Origin of the sequence: Bacillus sp. FSL R5-0585, assembly GCF_038004545.1 — a bacterium.
Classification (GTDB): Bacteria; Bacillota; Bacilli; order Bacillales; family Bacillaceae_G; genus Bacillus_A; species Bacillus_A cereus.
In genome coordinates, this window is record NZ_JBBORJ010000001.1 from 669,465 (window position 1) to 685,719 (window position 16,255).

Below are 16,255 nucleotides of genomic sequence, written 5' to 3' on the forward strand. Positions count from 1 at the left end.
CCAAGTAGTACGAATGTGCTACTTGGTTCTTTTAATATAGTACTCGCCACAAATAAAAAGTCGCATAAGACTCCCAATTAGCCCAGTTTGCCGCGAAATCTTTTATTTCATTTTTAGTCGGTTTATTTTCGGAACCTGTTATAAATTTAATTGCATTATGCAGACCAACATCATCAATTGGAAAAGCCGAAGGAAATCTTAAACAACGCATTAAAACATAGTTGGCAGTCCATGGTCCTATACCATGGATAGCAGTTAATTGTTTCTCAGCAACCTTTACATCTTGTGTTTGCAGTAAATCCTCTTTTGATAATTTTCTCTCTGTAATAAGCTTCGCAATACCGATTAAATATTCACATTTTCTAGTCGTCATTTTTAATTGTTGAAGATTTTCTACATGTAGATTTGCAATTGTTTCAGGTGATGGGAATATCCAATGTTTTCTACCGTCCCATTCTACATAACTTCCAAATTGCTCAACTAATCTCCTTTTTAGCGTATAAGCATATGTTAGGTTAATTTGTTGACCGATAATTCCCCAGGAAAGTGCCTCAAATAAGTCTGGAATGCCTAAAGTACGAAGGCCATAATATTGTTCAATTGGTCCTTGAAGGAGTAAATCATGTTTAGCTAATGTATAAAATGGGGCTAAATCAGTAGTTAAATCAAACCATTCTTTTACATAGTTAACTACAGCTTCACGTATCGATTTTTCAGATGTATATGGTTCTTCTAAACAACGTATTTGAATATTTCCATCTGTATTCACACTAATTTCAACTAAAGGATTTACATCTTGAACAGGGATAACTTTATAAATTTTGTTATCTTCAATATGGAACATACATTCATTGTTCGAACGTGATAGATAGCGTAAATTTTCTTGAAAACAAAATTCTTTCGGAACTGCTACAGATAATACGCTATTATATTCTGCTGTCATATGAATTCCACCTGCAACTTTTCTAATGTAAGCAATTTTTTCTTCATTTCTAATCCGCCCCTAAATCCGGTTAGTTTCCCGTTCCTCCCAATAACGCGATGACAAGGAATTGTAATAAGAAGAGGGTTAGCAGCAATAGCAGAAGCAACGGCGCGCACAGCTTTAGGTTTTTGAATTCTTTCAGCAATTTCTGTATAAGAATATGTCTTCCCGTAAGGAATTTCACGTACCGTATTCCAAACAGATAATTGAAAATTAGTTCCATAAGCATCGATAGGAAATGTGAAAGTTCCTCGCTTGTTTTCTAAATACTCGATAACTTCTTTCGTATATATTTGCAAGTAATCTGGACTATGGGTCAATATATGTTGGGGCAGTTTTTTTCTAGCCCATATATTTAATTCTTCAAAGTTTTCGTCTTGTGATCCAATGAAACATAGTCCATTTTCAGTTGCAGCAATATGAAATCGCCAATTTTTATGTGTAAGTAGCGTCCAATATATATAATTATTTTTGTAGGAATTCATTATCGTATCCCTCTTTCATTTCGTTCTTTTTTCGATATTCAGTAGGAGTAAATCCGGTTTTCTTTTTAAATAAAGTTGCGAAATACTCTGGGTTTTCTATCCCGACAGCAGTACTAATTTCTTTAATAGATTGATTTGTGTGTAAAAGGTATTCGGTTGCTTTAAGAACCCTGAATTGTTGTATATATTCTATAGGAGTTAGCCCTATTATTCTTTTGAAAGTACGCTGTAAATGAAAAGGGCTACCGTGACACATTTCCGCAAGCATGTCGAGAGTTAAGGATTCGTCATAATGCTTTTCGATATAGTCTTTAATTTGTTCTACCCACTCTTCATTAGGTAAAGTGATCCCGTTTGGCTTACAACGTTTGCACGGGCGAAAGTTTTCACTTAATGCTTGCTCTGCATGATGAAAAATTCGTACATTGTTTCTATTCGGTATTCTTGATTTGCATGATGGTCTGCAAAAGATTCCAGTTGATTTCACAGCATAAAAGAATTTGCTATCATAGGAAGAATCATTATGAATAATTGCTTGCCAATACTCATTTGTTAATGTAACTCCTTCCTTGTGCATAGAACATCACCTCTGAAATTAGTATAACCTGAATAAAGTGCGTATGTATGTATTCATAAATGTAAGAGCAAGATTACAAAGGTGAAAATATGATTGTTTTCTATTTTGTGATAGCATGAAATTTGGAAATAAACATCAAGAGGAGGACTATAAATGAAGTTAATTTCATGGAATGTAAATGGTTTGCGAGCTGTTATCGCAAAAGGTGGATTTTTGGAATATCTTGAGGAATCAAGTGCTGACATATTTTGTCTACAAGAGATTAAATTACAAGAAGGACAAATTGATTTAAATCTAGAGGGATATTATACATACTGGAATTATGCTGTGAAAAAAGGATATTCAGGAACGGCTATTTTTTCAAAAAAAGAACCGCTTTCAGTTACATATGGTTTAGGCATTGAAGAGCATGATCAAGAAGGACGACTTATTACTTTAGAATTCGAAGATTTTTACATGATAACGTTATATACACCAAATTCAAAACGTGGATTAGAACGATTAGATTACAGAATGAAATGGGAAGATGATTTCAGGTCCTATATCAAACGATTAGATGAGAAAAAACCAGTTATTTTTTGTGGAGATTTAAATGTTGCTCATAAAGAAATCGATTTGAAAAATCCGAAAAGTAATCGTAAAAACCCTGGATTCTCTGATGAGGAACGAGAGAAATTTTCATGTATTTTAGAAGAAGGGTTTGTTGATACATATCGTTACCTTTATCCTGATCAAGAAGGTGCATACTCGTGGTGGTCGTATCGTATGGGCGCGAGAGCGAAAAATATCGGATGGCGTTTAGATTATTTTGTTGTTTCGGAAAGAATGAAAGACCAAATAACAGAAGCGAAAATTAATAGTGAAGTAATGGGATCTGACCATTGTCCAGTTGAATTACATATAAATTTCTAAAAAAAGAAGTATCCATCTAACATTAGGCGGATACTTCTTTTTTAATTCAGTTTGTTAAAATTTTTCAAATCTTTCTTGAAATAATTGCATATTAAATATATACTTAGTAACGATAATCATTATCAATGAAAAATATTATCAATGGATGAGGTATAAAAGAATTATAGCTTAGGGGAAGTGAACGAGAATGAGTTCTGGATAGAATTATTAATCTAATGAAATATATATGTAAGACAAGTTTCATATAGTTAAATTTTATTGAGAATATAGTTTGGAAAATTCGAGAGGAGATATATAAAGATGAATAAAAAGTTATTTACATTAGGGATGGTTACAGTTTTAAGTGTAGGTTTAGCGGCATGTAATAGTGCGGATAAAACTTCAGGCGAGCAAAAACAACAGACAAAAGCTACGGAAACGAAAAAAGATGAAAAACGAAAAATTACATATTTAGGTAAAGAATATACAGTGCCAGCAAAAGTAGATAAAATTGCGACAGCTAGTTTAGAGTCAATGGAAGATGCGGCAGTACTTGGAATTAAACCAGTTGGTGCCATTACTGTTGGTGGTAAATTACCGAAGTATCTTGAGAAAGATTTAGAAGGTGCGAAATCTGTTGGTGAGAAAATGGAACCAAATTTCGAAACATTACTTCAATTAAAACCAGACGTTATTACATCAAGTACGAAATTCCCAGCAGAAACAGCTGAAAAGTTTACGAAAGTAGCTCCTACATTCCCGGTATCACACGTTTCAACAAATTGGGAAGATAACTTAAAGTTAATGGGAGAATTAACTGGTAAAAAAGATAGAGCAGAAAAAATTATTAAAGACTACAATTCGGACGCTGAAAAAGCAAAAGCAAAACTAGGAGATAAGTTAAAAGATAAAAAAGTACTTGTCATTAGACTAAGAGCAAATGACTTATTCCTATACCCAGAAGGAGTATACTTTAACCCTGTAATTTATAAAGATCTTGGACTAACTGCTCCAGAACAACTTAAAACGGTAAAAGCACAAGAAAAAATTTCTTTAGAAAAATTAGCTGAAGTTAATCCTGATTATATCTTCTTGCAATACGAAGCAAGTGAAAATAATAAACCGAAAGTGCTAGAAGATATTGAAAATAATCCAATTTGGCAAAGTATGAACGCTGCGAAAGAAAAGAAAGTATTTGTAAATGTTGTAGACCCAATGGCACAAGGTGGTACAGCTTGGAGTAAAACAGCATTCTTAAAAGAAGCAGTGAAAAATTTATCTAAATAATACAATAAGTAAGGTGCGTTGAATGATATGCAGAAAACAAATGCAGTACCAGTAACTATATTATGTATAGCACCCATACTCATCTTATTTACAGTTATACTTTCGATTTTGTATGGGGCAAAAAGTATTGACGCTGAAACAGTGTGGAACGCATTATTTCATTTTGATTCAAGCGATGTAAATCATAATATTATTATTACTTCACGTTTACCAAGGGTAGTTGCAGCTCTTTTAGTCGGAGCATTTCTAGCCATATCAGGAGCACTTATGCAGGGGATGACAAGAAACTATCTTGCATCCCCTTCTATTATGGGTGTGACGGATGGCGCTGCCTTTGTTATTACACTTAGCATGATTTTTCTTCCGGGAATGTCATCAATTGGTATGGTTTTATGTTCAATGATTGGTTCTGCACTAGGAGCCGGTATCGTGTTTGGTTTTGGTTCGCTCCTTCAAAATGGCTTATCACCAGTTAGGTTAGCGATTATAGGAACAGTTATTGGAACATTTTTAAGTAGTGTATCGGCTGCAATGGCTTCGTATTTCCAAATTTCTCAAAATGTTAGTTTTTGGTTTAATGCAAAGTTAGATCAAGTAGATCCTAATATCATTAAAATCACGATACCGTTTGGGATAATTGGAATAATTTTAGCACTGTTAATATCAAAATCTATTACCATTCTTTCATTAGGCGAAGAGGTTTCTATTAATTTAGGGCAACGTACAAAACTAGTTAAAGCGATGGCAATTTTATCGGTAATTTTCTTAACAGGAACAGCAGTTGCTTTAGTGGGGAAAGTTGGTTTTGTAGGTTTAATTATTCCGCACATTACCCGCTTTATAATTGGGGTAGATTATAAGTGGATTTTGCCATGTGCAGGTGTTATTGGTGGCGTTTTCTTAGCGTTATGTGACGTTTTGAGTAGATTTGTAAACTATCCATTTGAAACACCTATTGGAGTCGTTACCTCTTTAATTGGAATTCCTTTCTTCCTTTATTTAATCCGTACTAGAGGAGGAGAGCGACATGCCTAAAAGTTCAAGTCAACGTTTCGGAATGACGATGGGGATTATTATATTTTTAATACTATGTGCTATTTATATTAGTTTAACAAATGGTACGTTCGATATTACGATTACAGATGTATTTAAAACACTGTTTAGAATTGATCCAGTACCAGAACATGATTTAGTTATTTTTGAGTTTCGCCTTCCGCGCATCGTAATTGCTGGATTAGTAGGATTAGGCCTTGGTGTTGCGGGTGCCGTTATTCAAGGGATTACGAGAAATGGGTTGGCGGACCCAGGTATTTTAGGCGTAAATGCCGGAGCAGGAACAGCGATTGTCATTTTTATGTTTTTCTTTCAAGGGCAATTAAAAAGCACAGACTGGGTTTCTATTATGATGATGCCAATGTTTGGTTTAGTAGGCGGATTAGGTGCAGCTATCATCATTTATCTGTTTTCTTGGAAAAACGGTAAATTAGATTCGCAGCGACTTTTATTAACAGGGATTGCAATTGGATCAGGATTTGGAGCCTTTTCTATGTACTTATCACTCAAAATGAAGTCAACTGATTTTGAAATGGCCGCAGTGTGGGTGTCTGGAAGCATATATAGTGCGAACTGGAAGTATATTGTGGCTATGTTACCATGGCTTATTATCTTAATTCCGCTTATACAAAAGAAAGCTTATTTATTAGATTTATTTCAATTGGAAGAAACGAGTATTACAAGTTTAGGTGTTTCAGTAGAAAGAGAGAAATCGATTTTACTATTAAGTAGTATCGGGCTTGTGAGCGCATGTGTTGCTGTTTCAGGGAGTATCGGTTTTATTGGCTTAATGGCACCGCATATAGCGAAAAGGCTTGTCGGTATTCAACATAAGTATATAATTCCTACGTGCGGCGTAATCGGAATGTTTCTTGTAATTGCTTCAGACTTTATTGCGAAAACAGTTTTTACACCTGTAGAGCTACCAGTTGGAATCGTTATTTCTATTGTCGGTGTACCGTATTTCTTATATTTACTTTATAAGGCGAAAGCGTAAGAGGAGGAATAAAAGTGAGTATTTTAAGTGCAAAAAATTTAGAAACAAGTTATGAAAAGCTTACAGTGTTTCGCGATTTAAATGTGGAAATACAAGAAGGAAAAGTAACGACAATTATAGGTCCAAACGGTTGCGGTAAATCGACATTGTTAAAAACAATGGGAAGAATTTTAAAACAAAAAAGCGGTAAAGTATATTTGCAAGGACAGGATTTACATACAATTCCAACGAAAGAAATTGCGAAGCAGTTAGCTTTACTCCCGCAAACTCCAATTGCACCAGGTGAACTTAAAGTGGAAGAATTAATTTCTTATGGACGCTATCCACATCGAAATAACGTAAATAAGTTAACGACAAAAGATAAAGAGATGATTGATTGGGCATTAGATATAACGAAAACTTCTGAATTTCGAACGAGACAAATTGCAAATTTATCAGGTGGTCAAAGACAGAAGGTATGGCTAGCGATGGCATTAGCACAAGAGACAGAAGTGTTGCTATTAGATGAGCCAACTACATACCTTGATATGTCTCATCAATTAGATGTATTACAAATTGTGGAGAAGTTAAATAAAGAACATAATTGTACGGTTGTTATGGTATTACATGATATTAACCATGCAGCAAGGTTTTCAGATGAAATTATTGCAATGAAGGAAGGAGAAATTGTTACAACTGGTAGCCCAGAAGAAATCATTACAAATGAAGTGTTAAAAGAAGTATTTCATATTGATGCACGTGTCATGATTGATCCGTATAACGGGGCTCCTGTTTGTTTCGGTTATGATAGCGTTGTATCTCAAGAAGAAAAAATCGAAATATATGTAACAAGTTAAAAAGGGGGGGATAGGGTGAATACTACAGTTGAAAAACAGCAGATTATAACATCTAATACAGAGCAGTGGAAAATGTATTCAAAATTAGAAGGTAAGGAATATCAAATTCATATTTCAAAGCCGAGGCAACCAGCACCGGATTCAGGATATCCTGTCATTTACGTATTAGATGGCAATGCCTTTTTTCAAACATTTCATGAAGCAGTTAAAATACAATCAGTAAGAGCGGAAAAAACCGGTGTTTCACCAGCTATTATAGTAGGAGTGGGTTATCCAATTGAAGGCGCATTTTCAGGGGAAGAAAGGTGCTATGATTTTACGCCTAGCGTAATTTCAAAAGATGCCCCTTTAAAACCAGACGGTAAACCGTGGCCTAAAACAGGAGGAGCACATAATTTCTTTACTTTTATTGAAGAAGAACTGAAACCACAAATTGAAAAGAATTTTGAGATTGATAAAGGTAAGCAAACTTTATTTGGACATTCTTTAGGTGGCCTATTCGCTTTGCATATACTATTTACAAACTTGAATGCTTTTCAAAATTATTTTATTAGTAGTCCATCTATATGGTGGAATAATAAATCCGTTCTTGAAAAAGAAGAGAACCTTATAATTGAATTAAACAATGCTAAGTTTGAAACAGGAGTGTTCCTTACAGTTGGATCACTTGAACGAGAGCATATGGTTGTAGGTGCAAATGAATTATCAGAGCGGCTTCTCCAAGTAAACCACGATAAACTTAAATTTAAGTTTTATGAAGCTGAAGGGGAGAATCATGCATCTGTTGTGCCGACGTCTTTAAGTAAAGGATTGAGGTTTATTAGTTACGTATAGGAAAAAAGGTTATGGATGAAACATTCCATAACCTTTTTTAATATGTAGAATTGTCCTTTTCGAAAGTTTTGTTTCAACTTTTCGTCTAAAGAGACAAAAAGTTGTCACAAAACGGTCACAATTAGCATAAACATAAAATAGACGAAATGAACTTATTTCCAAAAAGGCTTGGTTTATTCCGATCATGATTTGTAGAGCTGAAAAAGTATGGATGAAAAGTTCACTATATTCCCAAGGAGGTAGATCGTATGAAAACTATTCTTGCTATCGCTGGACTTATTTGGGTTCTATCACATGGCATTCCAATTTATGAAGGAGAACAAATTCGCAGTGCTCTAAATAAAAATTTTAATGAATATCATATCATTGATCGGCAAGATAATGTTGTGACAGTTCGAGTGAATGATTGTTTTCATACGGTAACCGTTGAAGGAACTTCAGTAGTGAATGATACAAAAGTATGTGATCAGCAATAATTATATATGGAAAGAAAAATTCTAGGGTTAAATATCTGAAAATTAAAACATTATAGACGAAGAATAAGCGGGGGCGGTTAATCCCCGCTTATTCTTGTTTCACTTTATTGAATTTTGATGAGAGATATAATGATTTTGTGACAAAAAGGAAAGGGTATACTGAAAATTGAGATTAAGAAGCTAATGAGTGGTTAAGAATAATCATAAAGTGTAAATATACTCTTATGGGGTATCATGCGTAGATATTTAATGCTATAATTGGTATACTCATAAAAAACAATTGTTTTATTGGATGAAGAGAAACTTTAAGAAGGTGATAATATGGATCATAAAGAGCATGAAGTAGTAACACATAGATCAGAAAAAGAAAAAGAACAGATTATAAATAGATTAAAGAGAATTGAAGGACAGGTCCGCGGTATTCAAAATATGATTGAAAATGATCGTTATTGCGTGGATATTTTAGTGCAAATTTCAGCGATTAATGCAGCGATGAAAAAAGTAGGAATGGGTGTATTAAAAAACCATACAAGTCATTGTGTTTCAGGTGCTATTAAAGATGGCAATGGTGACGAAGCAATTGAAGAATTAATGACTGTATTTGAACGTTTTTCAAAAGCGTAAAAACAAGCTAGTATGTCACTGGCTTGTTTTTTTGTTTACCTTCATAATAAGATCTCGGCGTATTGATGTGAAAAAGTGTGTGTAAAATAAACTTTTAGAAAATAATTGAAAAATCATGATACAAAACTATTGATTACCTTAGGGGGGTATGGTAAGATGTAATTGTGATTAACAAACAATGAATAAACAAGAGGAGGATTTTAAATGGAACAGTTAACATTACAAGTTGAAGGTATGTCTTGTGGACATTGTGTAAATGCTATCGAAAGCAGTGTGAAAGAGCTAAACGGTGTTGAACAAGTGAAGGTTCAATTAGCAGAAGGAACTGTTGAAGTTACTATCGACTCGTCTGCTGTAACATTAAAAGATATCGTTGCTGTAATCGAAGATCAAGGATACGATGTTCAATAATTATTTTTAGATATGGAAATAAATCGTACTTTAAATGAAGTACGATTTATTTTGCTAATCATTATACCTCATAAGGGTATATAGAGGTGAGAGACATGAATGAAAAAAAAGAGGCCAATCTTCAAATATCAGGAATGACATGTGCGGCATGTGCAAATAGAATTGAAAAAGGTCTAAAAAAAGTAGAAGGTGTTCATGAGGCAAATGTAAATTTTGCGCTTGAAAAAACAAAAATAATGTACGATCCAACTAAAACAAATCCGCAACAATTTAAAGAAAAAGTTGAATCATTAGGATATGGAATTGTAAGTGATAAAGCTGAATTTACTGTTTCAGGAATGACATGTGCAGCATGTGCAAATAGAGTTGAAAAGCGTTTAAATAAGTTAGATGGTGTGAACAAGGCGACAGTAAATTTTGCTTTAGAATCAGCCACAGTAGACTTTAACCCTGATGAAGTTAATGTAAATGAAATGAAGAGCGCGATTACGAAGCTAGGATATAAATTAGAAGTGAAACCAGATGATCAAGATGCATCAACTGATCATCGATTACAAGAAATTGAAAGACAAAAGAAGAAGTTTATTATTTCGTTTATTTTATCTTTCCCATTATTATGGGCAATGGTTAGTCATTTCTCATTTACGTCATTTATTTATTTACCAGATATGTTAATGAACCCTTGGGTGCAACTAGCACTTGCAACTCCTGTTCAATTTATCATTGGTGGACAGTTTTATGTTGGGGCTTATAAAGCGTTACGCAATAAAAGTGCTAATATGGATGTTCTCGTGGCACTTGGAACGTCGGCCGCGTATTTCTATAGTGTATATTTAAGTATTCAATCTATTGGTTCTTCGGAACATATGACAGATTTATATTTTGAAACGAGTGCGGTACTTATTACATTAATTATTTTAGGTAAATTATTTGAAGCGAAAGCAAAAGGGCGCTCATCAGAAGCAATTAAAAAATTGATGGGTTTACAAGCGAAGACAGCTACAGTTGTGCGAGATGGAACAGAAATAAAAATTTTGATTGAAGAAGTAGTAGCTGGTGATATCGTCTATGTAAAGCCTGGTGAAAAAATACCAGTAGATGGTGAGATTGTAGAAGGAAAATCAGCGATTGATGAATCGATGTTAACGGGTGAAAGTATTCCTGTTGATAAGTCAATTGGGGATGTAGTAATAGGTTCGACAATAAATAAAAATGGTTTTTTAAAAGTGAAAGCAACTAAAGTAGGCAGAGATACTGCATTAGCTCAAATCATTAAAGTAGTAGAAGAGGCACAAGGTTCAAAAGCTCCTATTCAAAGGGTAGCGGATCAAATTTCAGGTATTTTTGTACCGGTTGTAGTTGTGATTGCGATTATCACATTTGCAGTATGGATGATATTTGTTACACCTGGTGATTTTGGCGGAGCACTTGAGAAAATGATAGCAGTACTTGTTATCGCTTGTCCATGTGCATTAGGTCTTGCAACGCCTACATCTATTATGGCAGGATCAGGAAGATCGGCTGAGTATGGTATTTTATTTAAAGGTGGAGAGCATTTAGAAGCAACGCACCGATTAGATACAGTTATTCTAGATAAAACAGGTACTGTGACAAACGGAAAGCCTGTGTTAACAGATATAATTGTAGCAGATGGATTCCATGAAGAAGAAATACTACGTTTAGTAGGTGCGGCAGAAAAAAATTCTGAACACCCACTTGCAGAAGCGATTGTGGAAGGAATTAGAGAAAAGAAAATTGATATTCCAAGTTCAGAAACGTTTGAAGCGATTCCTGGATTTGGTATCGAATCAGTCGTAGAAGGAAAACAATTATTAATTGGCACACGTCGATTAATGAAGAAATTCAATATTGATATTGAAGAAGTTTCAAAATCAATGGAAGAGCTAGAACGAGAAGGAAAAACAGCAATGCTTATTGCAATCGATAAAGAATATGCTGGTATAGTTGCCGTTGCAGATACTGTGAAAGATACTTCAAAAGCAGCTATCGCAAGACTGAAAAAAATGGGTCTAGACGTTGTGATGATTACAGGAGATAATACACAAACTGCTCAGGCGATTGCAAAGCAAGTTGGTATTGATCACGTAATTGCAGAAGTATTGCCAGAAGGAAAAGCAGAAGAAGTGAAAAAACTGCAAGCAAATGGTAAGAAAGTAGCGATGGTTGGAGACGGGATAAATGATGCTCCTGCTCTTGCTACAGCGAACATTGGTATGGCAATTGGAACGGGAACGGATGTAGCGATGGAAGCAGCGGATATAACGTTAATCCGTGGTGACTTAAATAGTATTGCTGATGCGATATTTATGAGTAAAATGACGATAAGAAATATTAAACAAAATTTATTCTGGGCATTAGCTTATAACGCGTTAGGAATTCCAATTGCGGCATTAGGTTTCTTAGCCCCTTGGGTTGCTGGAGCAGCGATGGCATTTAGTTCTGTATCCGTTGTATTAAATGCATTACGATTACAAAGAGTTAAATTAAAATCTTAAAAAGCTACATTAAGTAATTGAATAGAATTAAAAAACAATACTTGAATAAGTATTGTTTTTTTGTTCGTATAGAAATTAAAACGATATAATAAAGCAGAAATATAGAATCGTATGTAGTAGAAAAGTTAAGAGGTAGTTTGGTAAGGAGACTTATATATGTTAAAAGATATTATAATTAGAACATTCCAGAAAAAAGATTTAGATCAAGTATTACAATTGTTTTATGAAACAGTTCATACGGTTAATGCAAAAGATTATAATGAGTTACAGCTACAGGCGTGGGCACCGGAGCGACTAGATAGAGAAAATTGGTTACAGTCTTTAGAAAAGAATATTAGCTATGTAGCCGATCATAAAGGTATGATTGTGGGGTTTGGGGATTATAACGATGATCGTTACGTAGATCGTTTATTTACGCATAAAGATTATCAAGGGAAAAGAGTCGCTTCATACATACTACAGAAGTTAGAAAAAGAAGCAGTGAACTTGGGACATAGGGAGATATATACAGAGGCGAGCATTACCGCAAAACCTTTTTTTGAAAGTAAAGATTTTATTTGCATAAAAGAACAAAAGAAACAGCATAATGGTCAGATTTTTATTAATTATGTTATGAAAAAATATCCTTCTCATAAATGAGAAGGATATTTTTCATTATTTTACAGCTTCTTTTAGTTCTTTACCAGCTTTGAAAGCAGGTACTTTAGAAGCTGCGATTTGCATTTCTTCACCAGTTTGTGGGTTACGGCCTGTACGAGCAGCTCTTTCGCGAACTTCGAATGTACCGAATCCGATAAGTTGTACTTTTTCACCAGCAGCTAAAGTGTTAGTGATTGATTCTACTACAGTTTGTACAACTACAGTAGCTTCTTTTTGAGAAATCTCAGCATTTTGTGCTACGTTTTTAATTAATTCTGTTTTGTTCATGTTTTTCACCTCATATGTAAATAATGCTATTTAAGTTGTTATTATAACGTATAAAACATTCGAGAACAAGTGTACGTACATATATTCGCAAAAAAAATGAAATTTGTAATATTTTTAGGGTTCTTTATAGACATTCTATTTAAGCCGACAGAGATTTGTTCTTCATTTCAGTCTTCTCTTGATAAGAAGATAGTTTCTTATTATAAGATATGAAGTAAGGTAGTGCTACAAATAACATACCTCCTACTAAATTTCCAAAGAAAACAAAAATAAAGTTTGGAAAATATTCAGCCCAAGTGAAATGACCGGCAAAAATTGCGGCTGGGATGACAAACATATTTGCTACAACGTGTTGAAATCCAATCGCAACAAAAGTCATAACTGGGAACCAAATACCGATAATCTTTCCGATAAATTCTTTACTTCCCATACTGAGCCAAACAGCTAAACAAACGAGCCAATTACATCCGATTGCAGAAATAAATGCTTGCAATGGTGTATCTTGTAGTTTCACTTGAGCGATAGAAATAGTTTTCGCTAAAAAAGCTCCTTCAGTTAAGCCAACGATATGACCGAAAAAATAGGCTACAAATACAGCTCCTATGAAATTGCTAAATGTAACAATAACTAAATTTCGTATGAAATAAAATAAAGTAATTTTCTTTTGGAGCCAGGCCATAGAAACTGTCATCATGTTACCAGTTACTAGTTCACCGCCTGCAAGAATAACGAGAATAAGACCAACAGGGAATACAGCAGCGCCTAGAAAACTAGAAAATGATCCCCAATATTTTGGCATTGTCCCAATAACATGAATATCGAGTAAATACCCTAATGCGATAAAAGCACCGCCAAAAAAACCGAGAATTAGCATAGGGAGTAATGATAAATGAGCTTTTTTCCTTCCGGAATTCGCAGCAAGTTCCGTAATTTCTTCTGGTGTAAATACAGACATGAATAACCCCTCCGTAATAAAATGATGGAATGAATAGAAAAAATTTCGAAAATCTATGTATTATAAAAATATGTTATGACTTCTGTATAAAATTGTCAAAGTGAATAGAGAGGGAATTACATATTGATAACATTGTTCATGTTGTCACATGAATGTAACAATAAGGATTTAAAGTGTTTCTAGAGGTGAAAACATGAATACGAATCATGTAAAAAAAGAACGAAAAAAATCAATCGTAAAGATATTTATTATTAGTTTTATAAGTATATTAATGATACCAGTAAGTTTGTATTATTATGCGACAGAAATAGAACGAAAACTAGTAACAGTTACGTGGAATGAAATAGAAGCTTCTACAATTCCTAAAGAGTTTAATAATAAAAAAATATTGCAGTTTTCAGATGTACATTTAGGACCAGAGTTTACACTGAAACAACTTGAACATTTAGTGGAGAAGATGAATGAATTACATCCAGATATAGTAGTTTTTACCGGAGATTTAATAGATAAATTTGGGTCTTATAGTGCGGAAAGAGAAGAAGCGAAGGTTATTTTGCAGAAAATTTACGCTCCCTTAGGGAAATATGCTGTGTTTGGGAATCATGATAGGGGCGGGGGCGGTAGTTTATTTTACAGAAAATATATGGAAGAATCTGGTTTTTCTGCATTAGTAAATGAAGTGCAGAAAATTAAAGTGGAAAACGGCAAATATATTATAATATCAGGTTTGGATGATTTTCTATTAGGGAAGCCGCAAATAGATTCAACTTTAAAAAACTTGAAACAAAATGATTTCAACATGTTATTAGTACATGAGCCGGATGTTGTAACCAAAATAAATCGTTACCCAGTTGATCTTCAACTGTCAGGACATAGTCACGGAGGACAAGTCCAAATTCCTTTTGTAGGTCCGTTAATTACTACCAAACTAGCTGAGCACTACGTTGAAGGTATGTATGAAGTAGAGGGGAAGAGTAAGCCGTTATATTTATATGTAAATCGTGGCATTGGGACTACTAGGATGCCTGTTAGATTTTGTAGTGTACCTGAACTTTCAATTTTTGTGTTGAAGCAAAATAGTAACTAGAATATTTAACAATATGATTCCAAGGAACGTGCGATGTTGGTCGATGGAAAAGAGTTTCTTAAAACTTTAGATGTGACAAAGTAATTTTCATAAGTAAAAAACAACAATAGGACCTATAAAGGGACCTATTGTTGTTTTTATCCTGCATTGACTACCCATAAATGTCCGATTGATGAGGGCTAATTATAGTTTTACTTTGTTATTTTTACAAGGAAAGACCATCAAAATATGTTCTATAGTTACTAGAGAATTCAAAGTTGTTTTTTGCATCCCAATTAATAGACCAAGACATTAGGCCGCGGAATGCAGGATAGCCACTCTGGTTAGAAAGTTTATACTTTCCTCCGAATGGAACTCCTTTAATGATATAATTTAAAGCTTTTTTCATTTCAGTTGGCGAAATGTATCCACCACTTGGAGCTGCCGCTGGTGCTGCTGGAAGCCCAATCATGACTTGATCTGAACGAAGAGCTGGGAAAATGTTATTTGCATTACCACCTACAGGAAAACCATGTAAGAGCATATCTGCCATAGCGACCTCGTAGTCTGCAGTACCTTGATTGTAGTTATTACCGTCCATTCCAATCCCGCTACCAGCGTTGTAGTGTTGAACGTGAATGTATGTTAGTTTATCTTTCACTCCGTAAATAATTGGTAAATATGCACCCCATATGCTTCCATATGCGCTATATCCGCCTTGAACATAAGCTGTTTCAGGGGCCATGCTTAATAGAAAATCTGGACCATAATGATCTGAGATTGTTCGAATAGCTGAAATAAGATTTACGATTTGAGGGGTAGTTGGGTTTTTGAAGTTAGTGTCATTTCCGTTTAAGTAAATACCTGATTCCAGGTCAATATCTATTCCGTCAAAACCGTATTTATCGATCAGAGATTGTATGGAATTAATAAAACGATCCTTAGCGGCATTGTCAGGAAGTAAAACGACCCCATTTTGTCCACCTATTGAAAGAACTACTTTCTTTCCTTTACTTTTTAAATAAGAAATATCTGATTTGAATTCTGCATCTGTACCATACACAGGAGAAAATTCAACAGTGGAACGATCACCACCAGTTTCACCAAAAGATACATTGATTACATCCCATTTTGGTGAAACGTCTTTTAATTTAATAATGCCAGTACCGTTATCAAAATTATGCCAGTATCCAACGAGTAATTTTGAACCTAAATTGTTTGCTGCTTGTGCTTGGAAAGGGGATAACGGTAGAAGTAAGAACATTACTAAAATACAACAAAAAAATTTGAACTTGTTTAACATATCAACACTCCTATACAAAAAGTTGTCTAGAT

General features: G+C 34.3%; 18 protein-coding genes. 12 read left to right on the forward strand and 6 right to left on the reverse strand.

All coding sequences use genetic code 11. The annotated features are described in order from the left end of the window. Nucleotides 1-31: 31 nt before the first annotated feature. From MKY38_RS03605 to MKY38_RS03615, 3 genes are read right to left on the reverse strand one after another with little or no spacing between them, the layout of a single operon-like run. Complete coding sequence (locus tag MKY38_RS03605; RefSeq protein WP_065222995.1) at nucleotides 32-943, reverse strand: DNA-3-methyladenine glycosylase 2; 912 nt, start codon at nucleotides 941-943, stop codon at nucleotides 32-34. Then, nucleotides 940-1,470 (reverse strand): methylated-DNA--[protein]-cysteine S-methyltransferase, encoded by a 531-nt coding sequence (locus tag MKY38_RS03610; protein ID WP_065222996.1) that lies wholly within the window; start codon nucleotides 1,468-1,470, stop codon nucleotides 940-942. Before MKY38_RS03610 ends, MKY38_RS03605 begins: the two co-directional genes overlap by 4 nt. Then, nucleotides 1,451-2,047, reverse strand: coding sequence for a bifunctional transcriptional activator/DNA repair enzyme AdaA (locus tag MKY38_RS03615; protein WP_065222997.1), 597 nt, complete (start codon nucleotides 2,045-2,047; stop codon nucleotides 1,451-1,453). The genes MKY38_RS03610 and MKY38_RS03615 overlap by 20 nt, the downstream gene beginning before the upstream one ends. A gap of 153 nt (nucleotides 2,048-2,200) precedes the next feature. Here MKY38_RS03615 and MKY38_RS03620 point away from each other — a divergent pair, with 153 nt between their 5' ends. The 11 genes from MKY38_RS03620 to MKY38_RS03670 all read left to right on the forward strand — a co-directional run bounded on the left by MKY38_RS03620 (nucleotide 2,201) and on the right by MKY38_RS03670 (nucleotide 12,611). Continuing rightward, entirely contained in the window at nucleotides 2,201-2,959 is a 759-nt protein-coding gene (locus MKY38_RS03620) for an exodeoxyribonuclease III (RefSeq protein ID WP_016512427.1), read from the forward strand. Between the two features lie 300 nt (nucleotides 2,960-3,259). After that, nucleotides 3,260-4,225, forward strand: a complete 966-nt coding sequence (locus tag MKY38_RS03625) for an iron-hydroxamate ABC transporter substrate-binding protein (protein WP_341048088.1) — start codon at nucleotides 3,260-3,262, stop codon at nucleotides 4,223-4,225. A gap of 27 nt (nucleotides 4,226-4,252) precedes the next feature. Next, nucleotides 4,253-5,260, forward strand: coding sequence for a FecCD family ABC transporter permease (locus MKY38_RS03630; RefSeq protein WP_001173064.1), 1,008 nt, complete (start codon nucleotides 4,253-4,255; stop codon nucleotides 5,258-5,260). Beyond that, on the forward strand, nucleotides 5,253-6,275 hold the full coding sequence (locus MKY38_RS03635; protein WP_023522806.1) for a FecCD family ABC transporter permease: 1,023 nt from the start codon (nucleotides 5,253-5,255) through the stop codon (nucleotides 6,273-6,275). Before MKY38_RS03630 ends, MKY38_RS03635 begins: the two co-directional genes overlap by 8 nt. A 14-nt stretch (nucleotides 6,276-6,289) precedes the next feature. Continuing rightward, nucleotides 6,290-7,111, forward strand: a complete 822-nt coding sequence (locus tag MKY38_RS03640) for an ABC transporter ATP-binding protein (protein WP_000025764.1) — start codon at nucleotides 6,290-6,292, stop codon at nucleotides 7,109-7,111. A 15-nt stretch (nucleotides 7,112-7,126) separates the two neighbouring features. Next, nucleotides 7,127-7,945 (forward strand): alpha/beta hydrolase, encoded by an 819-nt coding sequence (locus MKY38_RS03645; RefSeq protein WP_001098701.1) that lies wholly within the window; start codon nucleotides 7,127-7,129, stop codon nucleotides 7,943-7,945. 248 nt (nucleotides 7,946-8,193) lie between these two features. After that, nucleotides 8,194-8,421 (forward strand): hypothetical protein, encoded by a 228-nt coding sequence (locus MKY38_RS03650; protein WP_000849103.1) that lies wholly within the window; start codon nucleotides 8,194-8,196, stop codon nucleotides 8,419-8,421. A 321-nt stretch (nucleotides 8,422-8,742) separates the two neighbouring features. Continuing rightward, nucleotides 8,743-9,045 (forward strand): metal-sensing transcriptional repressor, encoded by a 303-nt coding sequence (locus MKY38_RS03655; protein WP_065222998.1) that lies wholly within the window; start codon nucleotides 8,743-8,745, stop codon nucleotides 9,043-9,045. 204 nt (nucleotides 9,046-9,249) lie between these two features. Then, complete coding sequence (copZ, locus tag MKY38_RS03660) at nucleotides 9,250-9,456, forward strand: copper chaperone CopZ (RefSeq protein ID WP_000436973.1); 207 nt, start codon at nucleotides 9,250-9,252, stop codon at nucleotides 9,454-9,456. Nucleotides 9,457-9,551: 95 nt separating this feature from the next. Beyond that, nucleotides 9,552-11,972 (forward strand): heavy metal translocating P-type ATPase, encoded by a 2,421-nt coding sequence (locus tag MKY38_RS03665; RefSeq protein ID WP_065222999.1) that lies wholly within the window; start codon nucleotides 9,552-9,554, stop codon nucleotides 11,970-11,972. A 156-nt stretch (nucleotides 11,973-12,128) separates the two neighbouring features. Further along, a complete protein-coding gene (locus MKY38_RS03670) occupies nucleotides 12,129-12,611 on the forward strand; it encodes a GNAT family N-acetyltransferase (RefSeq protein WP_000910167.1) in 483 nt (160 codons plus the stop codon). Between the two features lie 15 nt (nucleotides 12,612-12,626). On the opposite strand, the gene MKY38_RS03675 is transcribed toward MKY38_RS03670, so the two are convergent. Continuing rightward, nucleotides 12,627-12,899, reverse strand: coding sequence for an HU family DNA-binding protein (locus tag MKY38_RS03675; RefSeq protein WP_001043904.1), 273 nt, complete (start codon nucleotides 12,897-12,899; stop codon nucleotides 12,627-12,629). Between the two features lie 139 nt (nucleotides 12,900-13,038). Continuing rightward, nucleotides 13,039-13,854 carry a formate/nitrite transporter family protein gene (locus MKY38_RS03680; protein ID WP_016123260.1) on the reverse strand — a complete coding sequence of 272 codons (816 nt, stop codon included), beginning with the start codon at nucleotides 13,852-13,854 and terminating at the stop codon, nucleotides 13,039-13,041. Nucleotides 13,855-14,047: 193 nt separating this feature from the next. Here MKY38_RS03680 and MKY38_RS03685 point away from each other — a divergent pair, with 193 nt between their 5' ends. After that, the gene (locus tag MKY38_RS03685; protein ID WP_341048094.1) at nucleotides 14,048-14,941 is read left to right on the forward strand and encodes a metallophosphoesterase; all 894 of its coding nucleotides are present in this window, start codon (nucleotides 14,048-14,050) and stop codon (nucleotides 14,939-14,941) included. Between the two features lie 205 nt (nucleotides 14,942-15,146). On the opposite strand, the gene MKY38_RS03690 is transcribed toward MKY38_RS03685, so the two are convergent. Further along, entirely contained in the window at nucleotides 15,147-16,223 is a 1,077-nt protein-coding gene (locus tag MKY38_RS03690; RefSeq protein ID WP_048535086.1) for a chitinase, read from the reverse strand. Nucleotides 16,224-16,255: the final 32 nt, after the last annotated feature.